We start from the raw sequence: 23,829 nt of genomic DNA on the forward strand, positions 1-23,829 counted from the left end.
TCACGCATGAGTTTGTTTTGGCATTCACACACGCCCACGCGCCGCTTCGCGTGCTATGGACGCGGTACTCTGCAAAAAAGATAGAAATTGATCCGGACGGATCAGAAACTATAATCTATCAACGAGATAAAACACGCTGCGCGAGTTTTATCTCGCTATCGCGACGCTCGCCGCACACGAATACTTCGCATTCGGCTGCGGCTCACTGTTCGCGTAAAAAAAGGCGGTCCCATCACACCCGGATCACGGGCAGTGATGTGGACCGTCTTTTTGGACTGTTTTCTCCACCGGTCTTTACCGGAAGAGAAAACAGATAATAAAATCAGCGGATTTCGGCCTTTTCCAGCAGTTCCGGAATCTTGTCCTCCCATCCGAGCGACATGATGTGAACGCCCTGACAGTAAGGTCTGCACTCCCGGATAATCCGGGCAGCGATTTCAACGCCGGTGATTCCGGCTTTCGTCTTCTCCTTGTCTGCTCTGAGCTCATCCAGCATGGAATCCGGAACAGAAATTCCCGCGACATTGTTGTTCATGAATTTGCACATGCCGACAGATTTCGGAATGATGATGCCGAGCATCACCGGCTTGCCGAACTGTTTTGCCTGTTCCATGAATTTGATAAACTTCTCCGGCTCAAAGACAGCCTGCGTCTGGAAATATTCCGCGCCCGCCGCTACCTTTCGCTCCATTTTCATGAGCTGTGCGTCTACGGAGTCGCTGCACGGAGACACAACGGCACCCTTGGCGAATTTCGGCGGTTCACCGACGAGATCATTCCCTCCGAGATCCCTGCCCTGCTCCAGCAGGCACATGGTGTGCAGAAGGGAAACGGAATCCAGATCGAATACCGGCTTCGCGTCCGGATGATCGCCGAGCTTCGTGTGGTCTCCGGTGAGCGCAAGCACATTGTCGATGCCGAAGAGCGCGGCGCTCAGAAGATCCGACTCCAGAGCGATCCGGTTCCTGTCACGGCAGGCGAGCTGGAAAATCGGATTGAGCCCCGCATCCTTCAGCGTCTTACACACGGCCAGAGAACCGATCCGCATGACAGAGGACTGGCAGTCCGTTACGTTGATCGCGTCGACTTTGCTCAAATATTTCTTTGCACTCTCCACCAGTTCATCGATGTGAAATCCCTTTGGCGGGCCGACCTCGGCAGATACTACAAATTCGCCCTGTTTAAACAACTCTGTAATTTTCATAATTGTCTCTCCTGATATTCGTGATCTATGGCAGATTTTCAGCATTCCGGCCCCGGGAACTGTATTGCACGGTATCTCAGGTCCGGAAGCCGAATTGCTTTCATTTATGATTCTTTACATTCTCTGGTTGCTTCATCAGTTGCAAAATTGTGCAGCTGGGTCGGGCAGCGCATGGCGTCGAGCCGCCCAAGGGCTTTCAGCCGTCTGTATATGCGCTCCCATCCGCATTCCATCTCGGGATCTACTTCACACATACCGTTCCGGGCACCGCCGCACTGACCGTTCACAAGGCTCTTGGAGCATGCGGTGATCGGGCAGATTCCTCCTGTCAGATTCAGATAGCAGGTCCCGCACTGTCCGCAGTCTGTCTCAAGAGGGGTGACGCCCTGATAACCCGGAAGCCGTATCGTATCGCAGGCGGCATATACCGGCTTGTTCCGGTAGAGATCCGCAACCGTCTGCACGCCGACTCCGCATGAGAATACCAGAATCGAGTCAGCCGCCTCAATTTCAGCCGCGTGGTTCTTCAGCTGAAGCTTCAGGTTGTCCGGATTGCAGATATAATCTGTTGTGACGATACCGGTCACTCTCCCGCTCTCTGCAAGAGATTTCTCAAGCGCATCTGCTTCCTTCTCGGGGAAGCGTACCTCCATGCATCCGTGACAGTTAATGATGAATGCCTTACCGGTCACGAGGGAATCGATGGTATCTTTTGATTTTAACTCAGTAATCAGCACTTTACTTCACCTCCCTGATCATGGCTTTTCCTTTTCTGATCTTGGTGACCAGAGGAATCTTGGAGGAGCAGATATACTGGCAGCAGCCGCACTCAAAGCAGTCTCTGATATTTTCTGCAAGAAGAGCCTTCGCGTCGCCCTCATCCACATATTTTGCAAAATTCAGCGGTGCAAGCTCCATAGGACATACATCCACACAGCGTCCGCAGCGGATGCAGGCTTCTTCTTCACTGTGCTGTGTATCGACAGCGATGATACCATTGGACCCCTTGATCACAGGAACGTTCGTATCGGAAATCGCGAATCCCATCATTGGGCCGCCCATCTTGATGGTGATATCGTCTCCTGTTGTGCCTCCACAGTAGTCAATGATATCCTGCACATTCGTACCGATTCTGACCATGAAATTTCCTGGATGAACCATATGCTCTCCAGATACGGTCACCGCCCGTTCCACCAGCGGCATACCGGTCCGGATGGCGTCAGCGATCGCCTTCGCTGTGCTGACGTTGTCCACGACAGCGCCGACATCCGCCGGAAGGCCGCCGCTCGGAACCATTCGTCCCATCACGTTTTTAATGAGCATCTTTTCGGCACCCTGCGGATATTTCGTCCTTACGCACCGTACCTCGATGTTCTTAATATCCTTCACCTTTGACTGAAGCAGGGCTACAGCGTCCGGTTTGTTGTCTTCTATAACGATGTATCCCTTCGGCGCATTCACCGCCTTCATAATCGCCTGCAGTCCGAAAATGACAGCGTCCGGATACTCAAGAAGAACTCGGTGATCCGCGGTGAGAACCGGCTCGCACTCACATCCGTTCAGAAGGACCGCGTCAATCGGCTTGTTCGGCTTGAGCTTCACATAGGTCGGGAAGCCGGCGCCGCCCATTCCGGTGATGCCCTTCTCCTTTACGATTTCAATGATCTCATCCGGTGTGAGATCCTCCAGCTTTCCGGCGGGTTTCACAGATGCGTCCGGAGTGTCCTTGCCGTCAGACCGGATCACAATCGACATCACGCCCGGTCCCTTGTTCGGATGGGTATGCGGCTCGATGGCAGTAACGGTTCCGCTCACACTGGAGTGAATGCAGCAGCTGATGAATCCATCCTGTTCCGCAATCTTCTGTCCGACGTTTACGTGATCTCCCACTTTTACAATCGGAACCGCTGGCTTTCCAACATGCATGGACAAGGGAATAATTACCTGTTCCGGCTCCGGGAATTTCGCGAGCGGAATATCCTCGGTAATTTCCTTGCGTTCGCTCGGATGGACACCTCCGTAATAACCGGAGAATCTTCTCTCCCGGAGATTTTTTACATAGTCATTGATTTCCCTGTGGCTGATTCTGGAATAATCACGGAACTGCACAGGCTGCGCAAGGAATTCCTCCAGCCTGCCCTGTGCCTTCAGTCTGTCATAAATTCTCTGCCATGCGCAGTCCTTCTGCGGGTCGACTTCGCACTTTCCGTCTTTTGCACCTCCGCACTGGCCGTTTAAAAGGCTCTTGGAACAGTCAACAATCGGACAAATACCTCCGGTAAGGTTCAGATAACACTGCGAACACGCACCGCAGGTCTTCTTCGTCAGGGCCATACCATGATATCCGGTATAGTTCAGTGAATCAGCCGCGGCAAGTACGGGTTTAACCTCCATATTCGCGACTGTCTGAATACCAAGACCGCAGGCTACAACCGCAATATGGTCAGTTCCCTCCGGGATCATATCCGGCAGACGCTCTTCTGTCCGGACCTGATTGCAGAGGAAGTCAACCTTTGCGATGCCTGTGACCCTTTTGCCCTGTGCCTCCGCAAGCTTCGCGAATTCGTCCGCATCCGGCTCGTTCAGGGTGTCGAATTCCTTGAAGCATTTGTTACAGGCGACAACGAAGATATTGTCTCTGTCTTTGAGAAGAGTGTTCAATTCTTCGCTGTCTTTCAACGCATACTTGGTATAATTCACCATGTTTCTCCTTTCTGAAATATTTGATTGTCCTGACCATCTATGTCCACTTCCGTGAAATTTCGGATTCTCCGCAATCCTACCGTTTCCATAATCTCGGTTATCCGTTTCATACGCCTAAATAACCAGGACTTGTGTCTATTTTAGCATATTTTTTATCCGAATTCTCTATCTTTTTTGGAAATTACAGACAAATAATTCTGTCAACAGAACGCGGTCTGTGCCGCACAGCTTCTTCATGCCTGCACGTAAAAAAGCAGAATGCTGCCGGGTGTCTTATCCGTATTACCGGAAGCTGCTTCGTACCTGCACGCAAACGAGATAAAACACGCTGCGCGAGTTTTATCTCGCTATCGCGACGCTCGCATAAAAAACAGGGCAGGGATTCACAGCCGCGCGAAAAGCGTGCTGTGAAATCTCTGCCCTGTCGGGTGTGGCTCACTGCCTGTGGATATTTCTTGTTGCAACGACATCGATACCCGTTCCGCAGACGTCCGGAATGACGACATCTCCGATCTTTACGGGAGCTGAAATGCAGACGCGGTTGATTGCGTCCATGCATTCGAAAATCATGTCCTTCGGGATATTTCCCCTGGTCTTCACCGAACAGCGCTCCTTGTCCCCTCCTGTCACCGCGACGGTTGAGGTTACGGTTCTCTCCGGGTGAATGACCTCTTTTCTCGCGTACCGGTCTCCGATTTTGCAGCTGTTTCCGGTTACGCTCTTTATTTCTTCCCCTTCAAATTCTACTGTGATCTGGCAGCCCATGGGGCAGCCGATACAGGTCAGATCTCTTTTCTGCATCATACTCCGTGCCTCCTTCATATGGTCTGCCGGCGTGCGGCACTGTCCGCGGCTGCGGATGTCGCATTTGCGTGGCTAATCGTTTTCTCTTCCGAAGCTTTCTTCACCGGTTCCGGCGTATCGTCCTCTTCGATTTTTATTGTGATGGTGCGCAGGTCCGGCTTTTCCAGAAGCTTTTTCTTCTGAAGAATGATTTGTTCCATCTCTCCGGGCGCCATGATTTTCTTCTTCTGATGCTGAACCCGCTCGTCATCAAAATAAACGCTCACATAGGCCTGACGATAAACCGCTCCGACCCGGAAGCGGACTGTCAGCAGATCATCCATCCGATCCGTGTGAATCGTTGACGGAACGGTATACCGGACTCCGCCGGCAGCGACAAGCCGAATAGGTGACTGTTCCCCTGATGCCTCAGCGCATCCGCTCTGCACATATCTGGCAGCAGCTTCACCTGCCCTGCCTGCCTCTTCTGATACGTAATCAACCAGATCATGAACATGAAGGACATTCCCGCAGGCAAATACACCGGGAATGTTCGTCTCCATGATTTCATTGACAAACGGTCCCTTCGTGACCGGATTCATCTCCACTCCGCAGCCTGCGGAAAGTTCGTTCTCCGGGATTAAGCCGGTGGACAGAAGAAGCGTGTCGCAGGTATACCGTTCTTCCGTACCCGGAATCGGTTTCATGTCCTTTCCCACCTTTGCTATCGTAACCGCCTTCACGCGGTCCTTTCCTTCAATGTCCACCACGGTGTGTGAAAGCTTCAGCGGAATTCCAAAGTCATCCAGGCACTGCACGATATTTCTCTTGAGGCCTCCGGAGTAAGGCATCAGCTCCGCGACAACCTTGACGGTTGCCCCTTCAAGAGTCATTCTGCGCGCCATGATCAGCCCGATATCGCCGGATCCCAGGATGACGACCTCATGTCCCGGCATGTAACCCTCGATATTCACCAGGCGCTGTGCCGTACCTGCGCTGTAGATGCCGGCAGGCCGGTATCCCGGTATGTTCAGAGCACCTCTTGGTCTCTCCCTGCATCCCATAGCGAGAATCACGGCACCCGCCTGAATCCGGAACATCCCGTCAGTCCGATTCATCGCGGTCACAACCTTATCCCGAGAGATGTCCATCACCATCGTATCGAGTCTGTACTCGATACCCAAATCATATACCTGCTGAATAAAGCGGTCTGCATATTCCGGACCGGTCAGCTCCTCCTTGAAGGTATGAAGCCCGAATCCGTTGTGGATGCACTGATTCAGAATTCCTCCAAGTTCCTTATCTCTTTCCAGGATCAGAATCCTCCGGGTTCCGCTTTTTCTGGCCGCGATAGCCGCCGCAAGGCCGGCGGGACCGCCGCCGACAATCACAATATCATAAGACATCATCTCATTTGTCTCCATCATTCTTCCTCCCCGCTATGCTCTTTTGTGCGGCCGATAACCAGTCTGGAATTTCCCCCGCTCTTGGTGATTTTCTCATATGGAAGTCCAAGTTCCTGATGAAGGATCTCCATGGTACGCGGAGAACAGAAGCCTGCCTGACAGCGTCCCATGCCTGCTCTCGTTCTGCGCTTGACGCCGTCCAGGGAGCGGGCGCCGAGCGGGCGGCGGATTGCGTCCAGAATTTCTCCCTCGGTCACGGATTCGCATCGGCAGATAATTCTTCCGTATGCGGGATTTTTTCGAATCAGCTCGTTTCTCTCCTCAAAGGAAAGAGAAGCAGGATTCAGAATTCCCTTTCGGGTTCCGGTCCAGTTCTCCTTCCGCTCCGGTTTCATCTTCTCTTCCAGCAGCTGTCTTACATATTCGCCAATCGCTGGACTCGAGGACAGGCCGGGGGATTCAATTCCCGCACAGTCGATAAAATGAGGCGCATCCTCTACCTCTCCGATAATGAAATCATGGCCGTCTTCATGAGCCCTGAGTCCGGCAAAGGAAGTGATCACCTGGCGCATAGGTATATTTTTCACACTCTTCGCGGCTTTTTCTATGATTTCGTTCAGGCTGTCCGCCGTTGTATTTGTGCCTTCTTTGTTCCCGATGTCCTGTGCATTCGGTCCGATCAGCAGGTTGCCGTGAATCGTGGGCGTTACCAGAACACCCTTCCCCATTTTCCCCGGCAGTGCAAACACCGTGTGGGACACATGATTTCCGGCTGCATGGTCAAGCAGGCAGTAGCTGCCGCGTCTCGGGGTGATATGTATTTTCCTGGCGCTTACCATATTGTGGAAGACATCTGCATAGACGCCGGCCGCGTTGACAAGGTACCTGGTCCGGTATTCTCCGTTGCAGGTGCGGATCTTCCAGATCCTCTCTCCGTCCGGATTCACGTTCTCTGCCTCGATTTTTTCCACTTCGGTATTGAAGAAAAAGTCGACGCCGTTGACGTATGCATTTTCTGCCATCGCGATATTCAGAAGGAACGGGCAGACAATTCCGCTTGTTTTTGCATGAAATGCGCCTACGACATCGTCCGCGAGATTCGGCTCGATGGCGAGAGCTTCCTCTCTGTTCAGGATTTCCATGCTGTCGGCGCTGAGGCCGTTGGCAATTCCCCGGTCATACAACTCCTGAAGTCCTCCCAACTCTTCCGGGTCCGTGCAGACCACAAGGGCACCGTTTCTTCGGAACGGTACATCAAGATCCGCGGCAATCTTATCCATCATTTCGTTACCGCGAACATTCAGCTTTGCCATCATGCTCCCTGTTGCTGCATCGAAACCGGCGTGCACAATCGCACTGTTGGCCTTGGTTGTGCCGCAGCAGACATCTTCTTCCTTTTCCAGCACACAGATATTGAGTCTGTACCTGGAAAGCTCCCGGGCAATCGCGCATCCGCTCACTCCCGCTCCTATAATGATCACATCATACAGCATCGTACATTTTACCTCCTGATTTCTGGACTTCTGACCTGCAGGGCCCCCCGCAGGCAGCAGGGAAAAAGAGCTTTATGAATTTCCCCCTGCGTCTCGCGCAAAAAAAGAGTCAGCACATAAACAGTACGACGTACTGTTCAGCGACTGACTCATTGTTCTCCAGCTGCAATATTAGATTTGACTGTTCCCTCTCCCGGAATTCATCAGGCTCTTCCAACACGAATGCCGCGCTGCAGGCGGTACCTTGTCCTCTGAAGTCCGGAACTGATTGTATTGTAACACATCTTTCAGCGTTTGTGTGTTATTTATCCGTTAATTTTTTTTACCTTGCAGCGGGAAATGCTGAGGATGTTGCTTTTCTTCTTATTATTTCGTATACTGTCTGTATTGCGCAGACGTCGTAATTTCTCATACTGTCCGCACTGCGCAGGCGTCGTAATTCCGCATACGGTCTGCATTATTCAGGCTTTGCCGCAGCGTGTACCGTTTGTATTGCGCAGACGTCGTGACAGTGAGATAACCCGTGAAACACGGTTGAATCGGTCGGAAAAGCCAAAGATTTCAGAGCCAGCAGCTGATGAAAATGTTTTGTCAGCTGCCCACAACCTGAAGCGAGTGGGCTTCCGCCTGCAACAAACGAAAGGATTTTATTTATGAAAATTGCAGTTACTTATGATAACGGAAATATCTTCCAGCATTTTGGAAGAACAGAGAATTTCAAGATTTATACCGTTGAGGACGGACGGATCGTGTCGAGCGAGGTGATTGGAGCCGGCGGAATCGGACATGAGGCGCTCGCAGGACTGCTTGCAGACCTTGGCGCAGATACGGTTATCTGCGGCGGAATCGGCGGCGGCGCCCAGTCGGCTCTTCAGTCCGCGGGGCTGCAGATTGTCTCTGGCGCACAGGGTGATACGGATGAGGCAGTTCAGGCATTTCTCGCCGGTAAGCTTTCTTCAGAGGGAGTGAACTGTGAGCATCACCATGGATCCGAAAGTCACGGCGGATGCTGCGGAGACAGCGAAGACGGATGCTGTGGTGACAATGAAGACGGATGCGCCGGCGGCTGCTGCGGTGGCGATGAGGAAGAAGGCTGCGGCGGATGCTGTGGAGGCGGCTGTCATGAAATGAAGGTGATCCTGGAGGGTAAAAACGCCGGAAAGACGGTGAAGACGCATTACGAAGGCACCTTCAACAACGGGACGGTCTTTGACTCATCGTACGACCGGGGAGAACCGCTGGAGTTTGTCTGTGGAACGGGCATGATGATCCCGGGCTTTGACAAGGCGGTCGTAGATATGAATGTCGGAGATATTGTAAATATTCATCTCACTCCGGACGAGGCTTACGGCGAACGCGATCCAAGAGCGATCTTCACGGTAGAGATCAGCCAGATGGAGGGTACCGCCGGTCTGAAGACAGGCGACCATGTATACCTCTCAAACGCTATGGGACAGCCGTTTCCGGTTGTCGTCACTGCAAAGGATGACAGGACAATTACTTTCGATGCCAACCATGAGATGGCTGGAAAAGAGCTCAATTTCAAGATCGAGCTTGTCTCCGTGGAAGCATGATCGGGGCCTAAAAGCTGATAACCCTGCCCCGGCTGTTTTCTGTATATGACTGCCCGGGGCGGACACGGATTCGACGCCCTTTTCCTGATGTATGTACAGCTAGCTGCATCTGACGAATCAGGACAGCTGGACAGACCCCGGCCATTTCAGCCGGCAATAAAATACCTCCCTTCAGAGTCTGATTTTCCTATCAGAGCCTGTGAGGGAGGATTTTTTTTACGCGAACAGTGAGCCGCAGCCGAATGCGAAGTATTCGTGTGCGGCGAGCGCCGCGATAACGAGATAAAACTCGCGCAGCGTGTTTTATCTCGTTTTGCTGCGGGGCTCAGGGGTCATCTCTACCGGCGTTCTTCTGTGCTCTCGCGTTTGTATCGATGGACTTACCGAATACAATAAATCTGTCGTACAGGAATTCGAGCACAAAGTTGCTCAGCATCACGAGGATCTGAACGAGAAGATGCGGCCAACGGGCACGATCTGTCAGCATGCCCGTCACCCAGGTGGAAGCCGGAGTAAACACGGCATAAAAGGCTGCAACCTTGAGCATGGCAATCGGAATGTTGTTTGCCGCCTGAAAGGTATACTGACGGTTTAATGTGAAGTTCCAGATCACCGATGCGGCCAGTCCGATCAGATAGCACAGCCAGTAGGGTTTCAGCCGGACGATCTGATCCAGAATAATTGTGGTGAGAAGCACCTGGATAATTCCGGCTGAAATGGAAAACAGAGTGAATTTCACCGCACGCAGCACTTCTTTACCGGCTTTTTTTTCAGTCATCGCGCTCCTCCCTTCATTTCGAAGCGGCAGCATTCAGTTCCCGGAAGAACTTCTGGTTAGCCTGATGCAGACGGGTAAACACCTGATAAGAACGATTGTAAACTTCATGTCTGGACGGATCCGGGCGGAATGACCGAACCGCCGGAATCAGCCGGTCCAGATCCTCGATATCATGCAGAATGCCGAGGCCGACCGAGGCGGTAGCGGCTGCCCCTACCGCTCCGACATTCTGCGGGTGAGCAACAACCTCAATCGTCCTGCCGGTGATGTCCGCCAGCATCTGACTTGTGACATCCGAAAGGGCGCCTCCGCCCGAGAACCGGATCACTTCTGAGGTATGAATCTTTCTGTCCTGGCATTCGAGCATCCATCGCAGATGATAGCAGATACCCTCAAGCACCGCACGGATCATCTCCGTTTTTCCGGTTTCGAGCCTGATGTTGAAAAACATTCCGGCGGAATACGGATCCTCAAAGGGGCAGCGGTTTCCGTGGAGCCACGGGGTAAAGATCACTCCGCCCGCGCCGGGTTCTGCCCGCTCGACGACCTCAGAAAGGTATTCATACAGAGAACGGCAGGTGGATTCCGGACTGCTGCACACATCGTGCTTATCCAGATAGATATTGATTTCATCCAGAGCAAGGTGATGCATGACCCAGTCAAAGCATTTCCCCGCAGTCTCCATTTCCGCGAAATAGTTGAACCGGCCATCCTGTGCTCCGACAATCGCCGCGATCATACTTGAGGCATCCACAAGCTGTCTGTCTACAATCGTAGAGACCCATCCGGAAGTTCCCGAATAGATGTGCGTCTGACCGGTGTGAACGCACCCGCTGCCGATTCCGATCAGCGTCGCGTCGCCTCCGCCGCCAAATACCGGAATTCCCTCGGCAAGGCCGAGCTCCTCTGCCGCCTTCCGGGTCAGCGGGCCGACCGGATCTGTTGTGCGGATGATCTCCGGAAGCAGATCCATTCGAATGTGAAACATCCTGCAGAGTTCTCTGCTCCATCCTTCATGTCCCTTCCTTGTATCATAAAGGAGTGTTCCATAAGCAGAGTCTTTTGTCATGACAAATCTTCCGGTACATCGGCAGATAATGTATTCCTTCACATCGAGCCATTTGTATGCTCTCGCGAAATTTTCCGGTTCATGAGTCTCGATCCATTTATATTTCCAGATCGGATCCTTCACCGAGCTTGACACGGCCCCGGTGATCAGCAGGGAGGGAATCAGCTTCGCGATATTCGCACCCGCAATACGGACCCCGTTTGCGATGCCTTTGCGTATTTCTTCCGTAGCGCGCTGGTCCATGTAACTCATGGGTCTGTGTACCGGCACCCCGTGTTCATCGACAAGAACCAGCCCCTGCATCTGGGAGCAGAAAGAAATACCTGCGATATCCTCCGTCCGGATCTCCGGAACTGCTTCAAGAACCTGCCTTGTTGTACTGCACATGGCGTTCCACCACTCATCGGCGTCCTGTTCTGCGCCTCCGTTTTCCAGAATATACAGATGGTAACCGCAAGTTGCGCCGGCCATCAGCCGCACTCTGGAACCTACGGCAAATAGCCCGGTCTTCAGACCGGTTGTACCGATATCATAGGTCAGAATATAGGTTTCCTCCATCTTCTCTCCATTCTGCGCGCTCTGTGCCGCAGCCTCTGAAACCCGCTGTACGCTCAGCTCCGGATTCCTGCAGCCGCGCATAGAAATGTGACCAGCGCATGTTCCAGCCCGTCGCCATCCGGCGGTGCCCCGTCACCGCAATTCAGAAAGATCCTGAGGCGCTCCTCGTAGTAATCACATCCGAATGAAAAATGAAACATCATCAGAAGGTTGTCAAAGAAAAAAGCAAATGCATGAGAATCGATCTCCGCGGAGAGCTCTCCTGCGGCTTTCGCCTTTGAAAACATGGTTTCATATGTCCGGGCTGATATTGTCTCGATTTTCTTTGCGAAATCCACAGCATGATCGGCTGCGGACTTCATCGTGATCGCGTGATACATCCGGATATATCCTTTATGGCTTTCAGGAAAAATCCTGCATACATGTACAAGTCTTTCCACTGCCTCACGGAAAGATGCCGAATCACGTATTGCCTCTTCGAGAACTCTTCCCAGCATCTCCATTGAATAGTTCAGGCATGCCTGAAACAGATCTTCCTTGTTTTTGTAATATTTATAGATTACTCCGACGCTTACGCCGGATGCTGCGGCAATGGAGCTGACGGTTGTTTTGGACAGGCCCTTATCCCCGAATTCCTCAATCGCGTGTTCGAGAATGGAGTCCTGCTGCGCTTTTGTCAGCTTCTTCAGCATATATATTTCTCCATGATTATTTCTTCAGTTATCCCTTCAGTTTTGAATATTTTAATGTGTAGACCAGATTTTCAAGAATCCCTCCAAGCGGGTTCACGGCCTTCGGATGGCGTCCGGATTTCTCGAGCAATGCTGCCTGACAGCTCTTGTCAAGAACCATCAGAACCGCCTCTGCATCCTCCTCGCTGCCTCCCGTACACACGGCGCCCTTTCCTTTTATCAGCACTGCGCTGCAGGTGCCTCCGAGTGCCCGTGCGATCGTTTCTTTTCCGGCTTCTTCCGGAACGCACCGGATGTATATTCCGGTCATCTGAGCCAGATCGTCAACATACGGCACAATTCCCTTCCCGAATGCGCTGATCTGCCGGATATAAGGAGCCCCGGTTTCTATGACACAGTTTATGGATTGTCTGCGGAAGATTTCATAATATTCATCAAATTCTTCCTGAATTTCGCGATGATAGATCCTGCTGTATTTTCCGAGACGGTAATCCGGATCATCCACCGGAGGAAGATCACCTCCGACCAGATTGTGAAAACGGTTCATACAGACCTTCTCCAGGGAATGTGCGATCCGGAAGGCGTCCTCGTAATCGGCTCCCATGCACACCGGGCCGTGATTGCGCATAAGAACCGCCCGGCTGTCCGGGTATTGCGCGATGCATTTCTCAACATTTCGCGTAAGGGTCCTTGTAGAGGACAGGCCATATGCGGCGACCGGAATGATCGGGCCGAGAGCCTTTTCGTCGTCCGCTTCAGCCTCGGGCACCACAATTGTTTTTCCAAGTACCGACAGGTCGGTCGCATAATCCTGGTGTGTATGTATGACAAAATTCACGTCTGGCCTGAGCCGGTAGGCTGCCGCATGTACTCCCTTTTCACTGGAAGGCTTAACATTTCCGACATAAGAGCCGTCCTCTATATTTACCGTTACAATGTCATCCGGAGTAAGACTGTCGTAAGCGAGTCCGCTCGGCGAGATGACAAACTGATGATCCGATATCCTGGCGCTGATATTGCCCCAGGTGCGGGCGATCAGCCCGCTTTCCAGAAGCTCCTTTCCCGCACGGATTACCAGATCTTTTGCTTCACTGATATCATATGCCATCACTGCCTCCTTGTCTGTTTTCCCATTTCGATCATTTCTTACTTCCATAATTTCTTATCGATCTCGGTATCTATCTTTCCGCACCTGGAGAATACTCTGTCAAACCTGCGAATCAGTTCATCAATATCCTCTTCCGTATACGCCGCACTCGTGTACAGACGTGAACCGGCGAGAGTAATGATGCCCTCTGCCATATAGGCAGCCCCCATGTGCTCCATCTCGGTCTGACGTATGCCTGTCTGTTTCAGAACCTCCGGAACTTTCCAGAGTTTGCCCCAGTCGATGCAGAAATGCATGGTGCCGACCGTGTCCAGATGGCAGATGGATCCCTGGTTGAACGCCACAAATGGAAGATTGTGTCTGCGGATGGACTCCTGAAGTCCCTTCGTCAGACGATCACCCATCCTTCCGGCCTTCTCACAGGCATTTTCTCTCTCGATTGCGCAAATCATATGATAGCCTGCACAGGTTGACAAAGGTGTGGCCGAAAGAGTCCCTCCGCACATTGCCTTATGGAGCTTCTTGCCCTGGTTGTCCAGGCCGGCTCCGAGATATGCCATGCAGTCTTTATGCCCGCCAACCGCGCCGGCTCCCGGATATCCTCCCGCGACGACCTTTCCGAAAACGGTGAGGTCAGGATTAACATTGAAAAATCCCTGTGCGCCATGAACTCCGATACGAAATCCGGTCACCACCTCGTCAAAGACCAGCAGTGCTCCGTACTTGTGCGCCAGTCGCTCCGTTCCCTGGATGAACTCCCGGGAGACCGGCCTGGTTCCGGATTCCGGTCCTACCGGCTCCACAAAAATTGCTGCGGTTCCACCATCCAGCTGATGCAGCTTCAGCTTCCGTTCCAGATCTTCCAGATCATTCGGAAAATACTCGTCAGTGTGTGCAAAGCAATAGGATGGAACGCCGTGAGACAGAATACCCTTTGTACCGGGGATTCTTATGCCGTATGCCAGCATGTCGGACCAGCCGTGATAACCGCCTCCCATCTTCAGGATATTTTTCTTTCCGGTTTTCAGCCGGGCGATCCGCTCCGCACACATACACGCTTCTGTACCGGATCCGAGAAAACGGATCATCTCCACCGAAGGGATCAGTTCCGTAATCTTTTTTGCAAGTTTGTACTCATATTCATGAAAAAGTCCGGTCGAAGGTCCACATGTTTTCAGCAGGTCAATGACGGCATCACGCACCTCCGGAGGATTGCTTCCGAGAACGGTCGGGCCTCCTGCCTGAAGCAGGTCAAAATATTCATTTCCGTCTACATCAACCATACGGTTTCCTTCTGCCTTTGCAATTGCAATCGGAAACGGATAATTGAAAGCAAGATTATGTTCCACACCCCCGGGAATAACATTCTTCGCCTCATCTGTCATTTCCTTTGATTTCTGACATTTCTTGTCAAAATATTCCTGCTCATACTCCCGCAGGTATTCCGGTTTGATTGAATAAACCGGTTTCCGGATCAATGCATCCAGTTTCCGCGTCACCGCACCCGCGTCAAGATAATGATCTGCGTCAATTGCATACCCGTTATAAGCCATACTTTCCCTCCTGTCGAAAATGAAATTTCTCTCTGCAATGTCGTGAATAATCATTCACGAGTTTAAGGCTATTGTAGTTCTATTTTTCGATTTCGTCAATAAATAATCTGAATATTGTGCCATGTTCATCGAAAACGCAGACAGACCACCTGCCGCGAAGTATGCGTAAGAAAACCAGATGCGATTTTGAAGCACGGAGCAATCTTTATCCAGCTGGTGGCGGTGTATTCTGCATTGCTTTATACATATGCAATGCCCCGCTCGGGGGACAACAGGGGTATAATGAGATGGTAACGCTGAAGCATTCCGGGCAGGATCTGTCCGTCAGGGAAATCCGCACCATCTGCAGGCTGCCGGATTTCGGAAAGGATATCTATTATGGATTTGAAATTGGATCAAATATACGACAGGCTCTATCAGAGTGCATTCGGACTTGGAATCCGGATTTTACCGGGAAAGGGCCCTCAGGTGGTCTCGGGAGCCCATGCCTTGAATCGTATCAATGAAATACTGGAAAAAGAAGGGAAATTACATCCGATGATTGTCACGGGACCGAGAATTGTAAAAAGCGAATTTTTCGTGAATGCGTGCGGAACACTGAAGGAATATTCGCTCTTTTCCGATGTCCGTCCTGATCCGGATACGAAAACAGTTGAAAAGATCGCTGCCATGTATACACAGGAGCGGTGTGACTGCTTTGTGGCAATTGGCGGCGGATCAAATATGGACGCGGCAAAGGCGGCTTCGGCACGGATCGCCAGACCCGACAGAACGCTGCAGGAGATGGGTGGAACTCTGAAGGTCCGCAGGAGAACCCCTCTCTTCCTTGCGGTACCGACGACTGCAGGCACCGGTTCCGAATGCACAGTCGCTGCCGTTGTCACCGACCCGGAGACGCATCATAAATATTCGATCAACGATTTTGTCCTCTGTCCGGACTATGCAATTCTCGATCCGGTTCTGACTGTTTCTCTTCCGCCGTTTCTGACCGCCACAACGGGAATGGACGCTCTGACGCATGCGGTTGAGGCATACCTTAACCGGCCTTATCACCGCCGGGAGACACCCGGACAATGTCGGGAAGCTGTCAGAGCGATTTTTCGTTATCTTCCTGAAGCGTTTAAAAAACCGGACAATCTGAAGGCACGTCAGGAAATGCTTTTTGCCTCTTTCAAGGCCGGACTGGCTTTCACCACCGCCTGTGTGGGGAACGTACACGCGGCGGCCCACACCATTGGCGGCATGTATCATGTTCCGCACGGGCTCGCCAACGCGGTCCTTCTGCCCATCGTTCTCGAGGATTACGGAAAAAAAGTGGAACGGCCGCTCGCAGATCTCGCCAGATTTGCTCATATTGCGGCAGGCACGGACAGTGAATGCGCTGCTGCCTTTATTCAGAAAATCCGCGACATGAACCGGACGTTTGGCATTCCGGATCACATTGAGAAAATCTCCGAAGATGACCTGGATCAGATGGCCTCGTGGGCAGTTCAGGAAGCCAATCCTCTGTATCCGGTTCCGGTTATTTATGACCGGGAGCATTTCAAGAGGATTCTCCGCAGAGTCGGCCAGCTTTCCTGAACATTATGGCTGTTTTCTGGTCTCACAGTCTTCCAGATGATCGTTTACGATTCCGACAGCCTGAAGAAAAGAATATGTGATGACAGGCCCTACATACGAAAGTCCCCGCTTCTTCATGTCGCGGCTCATCTGCCGGGAAAGTCCGGAAACCGCGGGGATCTCCTCCGGCGTTTTCCAGTGCCCGTCCCGTGGTCTGCCATCCGTAAAGCTCCACAGATACGCGTCAAAGGAGCCGAATTCCTCACGGATCTTCTGAACCGCTGCAGCATTCCGGCGCACACTGAAGATCTTGCTTCTGTTCCGAATCAGTCCCTCATCAGCCATAAGGCCTTCCAGTTCAGCATCGGACATTGCTGCGCAGGCGTCTATCTCAAAATTGTGGAAGGCCCTCTGATAGAAGGCCCTTCTGTGAATGATTGTCTTCCAGGATAATCCGACGCTGGCGCCTTCCAGGCAGAGCATTTCGAATTCAAACCGGTCATCATGTCTGATTCTGCACCATTCTCTGTCATGGTATTCCATCAGAATCGGATCATCTCTGAAATATTCGGTACATCTGCTGCTCACTGTGATTCCTCACTTTCTTCGGATGATCCGGACAATCTGAATGATTGCCGTCGGTATCAGTGCCAGAACGCCGATGGTCACAATATGTTTGCTGTTCAGGGCTGATACCGAAAACAGGCTCCTGCCCACAGGGGTGACAGAAACAAGAATCACCAGAAGCAGTCCGAGCAGGAACGCGCCGAGACTGTATGGATTCTTCCGGAATCCGAGGCGGACCAGGCTTTTTTCTCCGCGGCAATTAAAGCCGTGAAGCAGCCGTGAGCAGGTCAGTGTCAGAAACGCAAGCGAGCATGCCATGGCAGGGGATTGTCCAAGGCCGATATGATAGGCGATGATAACAGCCACGGAAATCAATCCTCCCTGAAAAATCATCCGCAGCGCAAAGTTGCGGTCCATGATTCCAGCCTTCGGGTTTCTGGGCTTTTTCTTCAAAACATCGTCTGAGCCGGGCTCCATTCCGATCGCCAGCGCCGGAAGTGAATCTGTCACCAGATTAATGAACAGAAGCTGTACCGGCTGGAACGGAATCGGAAGCGCCAGAAGCGAGGTAACCAGAACGGTGATAATTGCCGAAAGATTGCCGGACAGCAGATAGAGAACGGCGTTACGGATATTTGTGTAGATGGTCCGCCCGTTCGCCACTGCCTTGATTATCGTCGCAAAATTGTCATCTTCCAGAATCATGGACGCCGCATCCTTGGACACTTCCGTTCCCGTGATGCCCATAGCGACGCCGATATCTGCCTTCTTCAGAGCCGGTGCGTCGTTTACACCGTCTCCGGTCATGGAAACGATTTTTCCCTTTTTCTGCCATGCATCGACAATCCGGATTTTATTCTCCGGAGATACTCTGGCATAGACGGATATTTTTTCGATTTTTCCGCTGAGCTCTTCATCCGACATTTCATCCAGCTCCATGCCGGTTACCGCGAGATCCCCCTCCTGGAAGATGCCGATCTGCTTCGCAATCGCGGTCGCTGTGATCTTATGATCTCCGGTGATCATCACGGTTCGGATTCCCGCTTCTTTTGCATGCTGTACGGCCTGAATGGACTCCTCTCGCGGCGGGTCCATCTCGGAAATCAGTCCGAGGAAGGTGAAGTGATACTCTGTCTCCGGTGTAAGCTCCTCTTCGGACTCCCTGTACGCAAATGCCAGAACACGCAGACCGTTTTCCGAGAACTTCCGATTCTGCTCTGTGATATTCTTCCGGTCTTCCGCGGTAATCGGCCGGATCTCTTCATCGCTGACCCGGATGCTGTCACAGCGGTCAAGCAGCACATCTACGGCGCCCTTGGTGAAGATGGTAGACACACCGTGAATCCGGTGTTTTGTACTCATCAGCTTACGGTCGGAATCAAAGGGCACCTCCTCAATCCTCCTAAGCATCATGCGAAGGTCCTCGTAAGAAAGCGTCAGGTCCTCTTCCTTCTGCATCAGGCCCTTGACCTTGCCATACATCTCCAGGAGCGCGTACTCCGTCGGATCTCCGACACCCTTTCCGTTTGATAGTGTCGCGTCATTGGTGAGAACAGAGTCGTAGAGAAGATAGCGGTGTGTCTGCTGATGCATGTCAAATTCTTCCGGCCCGAATACTCTTCCGCCGGCATAAATCTGCTGCACCGTCATCTTGTTCTGTGTCAGAGTGCCGGTTTTGTCCGAGCAGATAACCGATACGCAGCCCAGAGACTCCACCGCGGAAAGTTTCTTGATGACCGCATGTTCCCGCGCCATTTTTTGTGTTCCCATAGCCTGCACGATTGTGACGATGGAGCTGAGCGCCTCCGGAATAGCCGCAACCGCCAGCGCAACCGCAAACAGAAGAGAATTCAGAAGCTCCATTCCCCGCACGATTCCCAGTACAAAAATTACCGCCGAAATAATCAGGATCCCTGTCGCAAGCTTCTTTGAAAAATCATCCAGATTTTTCTGAAGCGGCGTCTTCTTCTCACCCGTCTGGTTCATCAGTGTGGCAATCCTGCCGATTTCCGTCTGCATTCCCGTTTCCGTCACCAGAACCACGGCGCGCCCATAGGTGACAAGGGAGCCGGAATAGACCATGTTCTTCCGGTCCGCAAGCGGCATATCACCAACGAGCGTATCGTCACACTTGTCCACGTTAAGGGATTCTCCGGTCAGAGAACTCTCGTTGACCTGAAGAGAATAATTCTCCAGGATCCTGCCGTCCGCGACGATCAGATCACCTGCCTCAGCCACAAGGATATCTCCCGGAACAACCTGTCTGGACTCGACCTCAATGCGTTTTCCATTCCGGATTACCTTTGCGGTCGGCGAAGACAGTGCCTTCAGTGCCTCGAGAGATTTTTCCGCCTTTACATGCTGAACAGTCCCCAGAACAGCATTCAGCACAAGTACGGCAAATATAACAAGTGTGCTTTCAACATCGCCGGTCAGCATGGAAATTGTCGCGGCAATAATCAGGATGATTACCATCAGGTCCTTGAACTGTCCCAGGAAAATCTGAAATACCGATTCCCTCTTTTTTTCCTTCAGCTCATTGAACCCGTACTGTTCCTGACGTCTGCTGACCTCAGCATCTGTGAGACCTTCCTTTGTGGAATGAAGCTCCTGAAGGGCTTCTTCCGAATTCTTCTGATACCAGTCCGCCATAGCTGCACCTTCCTTTCTTCTTTGCCGTCAACCGCTGCGTCGTTCATACGCATACCTGTTGCCTTCGAAATCGCATACAGTCTCTTACACACGCTTCGCGCGTGACGATCCTGTCTGCGTTTTCGATACATTGTGCCACACACTGTATAAGTCCCCGCGTCACTTCGCTGCTTCGCAGCTTCCGTGCCGCTAACAGGTATGAGCATTTCCGCGTTGCTTCGCACCGCTCCATGCTCATACCTGTTGTCGTCGCTAATGTTCTTGCCCACTGGTGAGCAAGCTCCCCGTGGACCAAGAACATTGCGACTGGACTTATACAGTAAAAGAGACTTTACGCAGACGGAAAAGCAGAACAAACCGTTCTGTCCTTCCGTCTGCATAAAGTCTCATCACCTGAACGAATCCCGAGGTATAGCCAACCATTCTGCCGCATGGACAGACGCGCTTGTTGACGGGCTATTTTGATTACTCCCTCTATGCTTCTGTAAAACAGAATGCTATCATCCGCAGGTCTTCCCGTCAAGTGTTTTTGAAAAATTTAGAAACTTTAGTAACAACGGAATTTTTTCATGCCCTGCGGAGAAATTCACCGCCCGTGACGCTGTAGATGCCTCTCGGCGTACAGCGGATCTCCGGAATAACCGGGAGCGCCATGAAAGAGAGTGTAATGAAGGGATCCATATCCTCGGGAACACCCATCCGGTGTGCCTGACGGATCATCTTTCGAAGCTTTTGATTGACATAGCTGTAGCTCCTGTCGGAAATCAGTCCCATGATCGGAAGCTCAAGGGTGTCACAGACCTCACCGTTCCGGATGATCGTATAGCCGCCGTGCGTTCGTTCCAGTTCCTTTACCGCTAGAAGAATGTCCCGGTCGTTGTCTCCGATGACGATGATGTTATGGCTGTCGTGAGACACCGAGGACGCGATCGCGCCTTCCCGCAGTCCAAAATTCTGTACCACACCGACGCCGGTTTTTCCGGTCGCCTTGTGCCGCTCAAAAACCGCGATCTTGTCCAGATTGCCATCCGCCTCAAAATACTCCTTCCCAGGAAGGAGCAGGTCTCTCCGCTCAGTGAGAATCTGTCCCGGGATCATGCGGATCACCGGGAAGGGATGCCCGTCCAGGCGTATTTTCAGCTTTTCCGGATCGATCTTCCCGAGGTGGATGGTATCCGTCAGCTCTGGCGGACACGGTGCAGGTTTCACCCGCTGCTCCCCTCTGATCAGCTTTCCCTTGTAGAAGACCATCCGGGCATTGAAGTCCTTGATGGAATCCCATACCACAAGGTCTGCGTCATATCCGGGCGCGACTGCTCCTGTTCTTCTCAGGCCATAGCATCGCGCAGGCTGAATTGTCGCCATCTTGACAGCGGCGATCGGACTGATGCCCATACTGACCGCCTTACGGACGTTGTGATCGATGTCGCCTTCCCGGGCGATATCTTCGATGTGTTTGTCGTCCGTGCAGAAACAAAAGCCCTCGGTATTTGTATTGTTCTCGACAATGCCCTTTACTATCATTTCCAGATTTCTTGCGGCGCTCCCCTCCCGGATATGACAGGTCATGCCCATGGAGCGTTCCTTCATGACGTATTCATAGGTGGTGCCCTCGTGATCAGTGGTCACACCGGCCATGACATAGGCAGCAAGCTCCTCGTCAGAAAGATTCGGAGCGTGGCCATCCTTCACTTTGCCGTCGAACAGCTCAAGCTTTCGGTTCATCTCCGGATCCCCATTGATGACAGACATGCAGTCCATCACCTCACCAAGACCAAGAACACGGCGGTTTTTCAGATAGGGAGCCATCTGATCCGCAGTCAGGGTACACCCGTTGTCATCAATCGGTGTGGATGGGACGCAGGAGGCGATCATCACATAGACGTGTGCGGGACAGTTCTCCGTCTGGGACAGGAGATAATCGATTCCGGCTGTTCCTGCCACGTTAGCCACCTCGTGAGGATCAACGATAAAGGTCGTGGTTCCGTGTGCCGTTGCCTTGGCAATCAGCACCTGCGGATTTACGAGTGTCGACTCCAGATGAAGATGTGCGTCAATAAATCCAGAGGTGAGATACTGCCCCTCCAGATCAATTTCGCGTGCGCCGTGGTAGTCTCCAATTCCGACAATCATGCCGTTTGTAATTGCGACGTTTCCCTCCTCTACGCGATCGGTAAATACATTGACTATTTTCGCGTTTTTCAGAACAAGATCTGCCTTATCTAGCTTCCTTGCCGCTCTGGAGCAGCCGATATACTTCGTAAGTTCCATACTGTATCACCTCCGTATCGGAACAACACACTGTCTCTCGGATTACACACTGCATTTCCTAAGCCGCTTACCTCTTTGCATCGTTCAGGCGGACCGCCGCAATGGATAAGTTTCCGCGATGCGGAAGCTGCAGGCAGCTTCCGTACCGCTAATGAACTTGCCGACTGGTGAGCAGGCTCCCCTGTGGGCCAGGAACATTGCGGCTGGACTTATACGGTAAAGATCACCGGCTCACCGCTGACCGATATCCGTCCCATGCTCACTTCTACTTTCGTGTCGTCAATCAGATTTGTATAGACTCCGTCCGGTATCTCATAGGGCTTTACGAAAAGAAGTCCTGTCTCTCCTCGGAGAGAAAAAATTCCGATTGCTCTCTTTCCGGTTTCCCCGGCTGGCCGGTCCGCGTTTTCTGTGCGGATTCCAACCAGAATCTCCCTGTCCTCCGCATGCAGACAGATACTGCAGTCTGCAGAAAGATCCTCTTTCCGGATCCGGTAGAGTCTCTGAAGCAGGGGCGTGATATCTTCTCCTTTCCAGGAAATAGTATCTCTGTCAAACAGTCCCGGTGTGTGATCCGCGCATCTTTCCTGTCCATTATAAATCAGAACAGTTCCCTTCTGGAAATACTGGAACGCCGTCCAGCTGCGGAGTGCCTTCGTGTCACGAATCATGTATGCAGCCCGAAGCTGGTCATGATTTTCCAGGAATCTCAGCTTGTCGTAATTGTCGGGATAGATACATTCCTGAAGGTTGACTGCATCCGCGTACTCTTTCAGCCTTTTTGACCCGGTCAGATAATCGTAGAAGATTCCGTGAATATCATACGCATAGCTGATATCGAATGCCTGGAAAATTTCTGAATCCGATGCGCAGGGAATGCCGTGCGAGCGGTTAAAGGAGATAAATTCAGGTTCCACAGTTTCTGCCAGCCAGATGCATCCCGGATGTACCTCCTCCACGGCTTCTCTGGCTGCCTTCCAGAATGCAACCGGAACAAGCGGAGCGACGTCACACCGGAATCCATCGACCTGATATTCCCCGGCCCACATTTTCAGGGTGTCAATCTGGTACTTCCAGAGGTCATGACAGCTGTAATCCAGGTCAATGACATCCCACCAGTCTCCGATCCGGTTGCCAAAGCTTCCATCCGGCTTATGATAGAAATATTCCGGGTGTTCCTTCGCGAGAACACTGTCGGGTGAAGTATGATTGTATACAACGTCAATGATACATTTCATACCATTGTCGTGGATTGCGTCCACAAGATGTCGAAAATCCTCTGCTGTTCCAAACTCCGGATTTACCGCACGGTAATCCCGGATCGCGTACGGAGACCCAAGGCTGCCCTTACGATTTTTCACACCACAGGGATGAATCGGCATCAGCCAGATGATATCGGTCCCCAGTGCCCTGATCCTGGGAAGGTCCCGACGGACCGCGTCAAAGGTGCCTTCTTCACTGTAGTTTCTTACAAAAACGGAATAAATCACATCGTTTCGGAGTTCTTTTGAAGTATTGTATGCCATCGTCTTATACCTTTCCGTTCCCGGCGCTGTCTGACGCGGGTTTATTATATGCTTTTCATGCCCTCATTCTGAGGGGGCACTCATTAGCTGTCTATAACAGTATATCGCCGGAGGGCAATTCCTTCAAACAGAAAATAGCAAAGCAATATTCGGAACATCTGCAACAGTTCCGAGCGGAGGACAGTTCCTTCAAACAGAAAACAGCAAAGCTCTGAAAGCTGAAAATAGAAAAGCTCCGGAAGTACAGTCACGTATATTCTTCGTGTGACAGTGCTTCCGAAGCTTTTCTGTTTTGTAATGCTTTTAATTTTTCACGGTTTCTCTGAGATCAG

General features: G+C 51.9%; 16 protein-coding genes and 1 pseudogene. 2 read left to right on the forward strand and 15 right to left on the reverse strand.

The window, feature by feature from the left end:
• Positions 1 to 322: 322 nt before the first annotated feature.
• The 6 genes and pseudogenes from ACTQ1O_RS10435 to ACTQ1O_RS10460 all read right to left on the reverse strand — a co-directional run bounded on the left by ACTQ1O_RS10435 (position 323) and on the right by ACTQ1O_RS10460 (position 7,586).
• On the reverse strand, positions 323 to 1,204 hold the full coding sequence (locus tag ACTQ1O_RS10435; protein WP_441099127.1) for a methylenetetrahydrofolate reductase: 882 nt from the start codon (positions 1,202 to 1,204) through the stop codon (positions 323 to 325).
• A 104-nt stretch (positions 1,205 to 1,308) separates the two neighbouring features.
• The gene (locus tag ACTQ1O_RS10440; protein ID WP_441476362.1) at positions 1,309 to 1,941 is read right to left on the reverse strand and encodes a methylenetetrahydrofolate reductase C-terminal domain-containing protein; all 633 of its coding nucleotides are present in this window, start codon (positions 1,939 to 1,941) and stop codon (positions 1,309 to 1,311) included.
• 1 nt (position 1,942) lies between these two features.
• Positions 1,943 to 3,907 carry an electron transport complex subunit RsxC gene (rsxC, locus tag ACTQ1O_RS10445; RefSeq protein WP_441487192.1) on the reverse strand — a complete coding sequence of 655 codons (1,965 nt, stop codon included), beginning with the start codon at positions 3,905 to 3,907 and terminating at the stop codon, positions 1,943 to 1,945.
• Between the two features lie 435 nt (positions 3,908 to 4,342).
• Complete coding sequence (locus tag ACTQ1O_RS10450; protein ID WP_441099144.1) at positions 4,343 to 4,708, reverse strand: DUF1667 domain-containing protein; 366 nt, start codon at positions 4,706 to 4,708, stop codon at positions 4,343 to 4,345.
• Between the two features lie 125 nt (positions 4,709 to 4,833).
• A pseudogene (locus tag ACTQ1O_RS10455) lies at positions 4,834 to 6,099 on the reverse strand (NAD(P)/FAD-dependent oxidoreductase); the annotation flags it as partial.
• Positions 6,100 to 6,113: 14 nt separating this feature from the next.
• Entirely contained in the window at positions 6,114 to 7,586 is a 1,473-nt protein-coding gene (locus ACTQ1O_RS10460; RefSeq protein WP_441487208.1) for an NAD(P)/FAD-dependent oxidoreductase, read from the reverse strand.
• A 656-nt stretch (positions 7,587 to 8,242) separates the two neighbouring features.
• On the opposite strand from ACTQ1O_RS10460, the gene ACTQ1O_RS10465 reads away from it, so the two are divergent.
• Entirely contained in the window at positions 8,243 to 9,163 is a 921-nt protein-coding gene (locus tag ACTQ1O_RS10465; RefSeq protein WP_441487193.1) for an FKBP-type peptidyl-prolyl cis-trans isomerase, read from the forward strand.
• Positions 9,164 to 9,488: 325 nt separating this feature from the next.
• Here the strand turns inward: ACTQ1O_RS10465 and ACTQ1O_RS10470 are convergent, their stop codons facing one another.
• From ACTQ1O_RS10470 to ACTQ1O_RS10490, 5 genes are read right to left on the reverse strand one after another with little or no spacing between them, the layout of a single operon-like run.
• Positions 9,489 to 9,941, reverse strand: coding sequence for a GtrA family protein (locus ACTQ1O_RS10470; protein ID WP_441487194.1), 453 nt, complete (start codon positions 9,939 to 9,941; stop codon positions 9,489 to 9,491).
• A 13-nt stretch (positions 9,942 to 9,954) separates the two neighbouring features.
• The gene (locus ACTQ1O_RS10475) at positions 9,955 to 11,568 is read right to left on the reverse strand and encodes a xylulokinase (RefSeq protein ID WP_441487195.1); all 1,614 of its coding nucleotides are present in this window, start codon (positions 11,566 to 11,568) and stop codon (positions 9,955 to 9,957) included.
• 53 nt (positions 11,569 to 11,621) lie between these two features.
• Entirely contained in the window at positions 11,622 to 12,260 is a 639-nt protein-coding gene (locus ACTQ1O_RS10480) for a TetR/AcrR family transcriptional regulator (RefSeq protein WP_441487196.1), read from the reverse strand.
• Positions 12,261 to 12,288: 28 nt separating this feature from the next.
• Complete coding sequence (locus ACTQ1O_RS10485; RefSeq protein ID WP_441487197.1) at positions 12,289 to 13,368, reverse strand: class II aldolase/adducin family protein; 1,080 nt, start codon at positions 13,366 to 13,368, stop codon at positions 12,289 to 12,291.
• A 38-nt stretch (positions 13,369 to 13,406) separates the two neighbouring features.
• Complete coding sequence (locus ACTQ1O_RS10490; RefSeq protein WP_441487198.1) at positions 13,407 to 14,921, reverse strand: aspartate aminotransferase family protein; 1,515 nt, start codon at positions 14,919 to 14,921, stop codon at positions 13,407 to 13,409.
• Between the two features lie 378 nt (positions 14,922 to 15,299).
• Here ACTQ1O_RS10490 and ACTQ1O_RS10495 point away from each other — a divergent pair, with 378 nt between their 5' ends.
• Positions 15,300 to 16,502, forward strand: coding sequence for an iron-containing alcohol dehydrogenase (locus ACTQ1O_RS10495; protein ID WP_441487199.1), 1,203 nt, complete (start codon positions 15,300 to 15,302; stop codon positions 16,500 to 16,502).
• Between the two features lie 3 nt (positions 16,503 to 16,505).
• Here ACTQ1O_RS10495 and ACTQ1O_RS10500 read toward each other — a convergent pair whose 3' ends face one another.
• The 4 genes from ACTQ1O_RS10500 to ACTQ1O_RS10515 all read right to left on the reverse strand — a co-directional run bounded on the left by ACTQ1O_RS10500 (position 16,506) and on the right by ACTQ1O_RS10515 (position 23,497).
• Positions 16,506 to 17,069: a DNA-3-methyladenine glycosylase I gene (locus ACTQ1O_RS10500; protein WP_441487200.1), complete on the reverse strand. Its 564-nt coding sequence runs from the start codon at positions 17,067 to 17,069 to the stop codon at positions 16,506 to 16,508.
• 9 nt (positions 17,070 to 17,078) lie between these two features.
• A complete protein-coding gene (locus ACTQ1O_RS10505) occupies positions 17,079 to 19,700 on the reverse strand; it encodes a cation-translocating P-type ATPase (RefSeq protein ID WP_441487201.1) in 2,622 nt (873 codons plus the stop codon).
• Positions 19,701 to 20,267: 567 nt separating this feature from the next.
• Positions 20,268 to 21,971, reverse strand: coding sequence for an adenine deaminase (gene ade, locus ACTQ1O_RS10510; RefSeq protein WP_441487202.1), 1,704 nt, complete (start codon positions 21,969 to 21,971; stop codon positions 20,268 to 20,270).
• Positions 21,972 to 22,180: 209 nt separating this feature from the next.
• Complete coding sequence (locus ACTQ1O_RS10515) at positions 22,181 to 23,497, reverse strand: alpha-amylase family glycosyl hydrolase (RefSeq protein ID WP_441487203.1); 1,317 nt, start codon at positions 23,495 to 23,497, stop codon at positions 22,181 to 22,183.
• Between the last annotated feature and the right edge of the window lie 332 nt (positions 23,498 to 23,829).

The organism is Bilifractor sp. LCP21S3_A7 (genome assembly GCF_052118825.1).
In the GTDB taxonomy this organism is placed as follows: Bacteria; Bacillota; Clostridia; order Lachnospirales; family Lachnospiraceae; genus Bilifractor.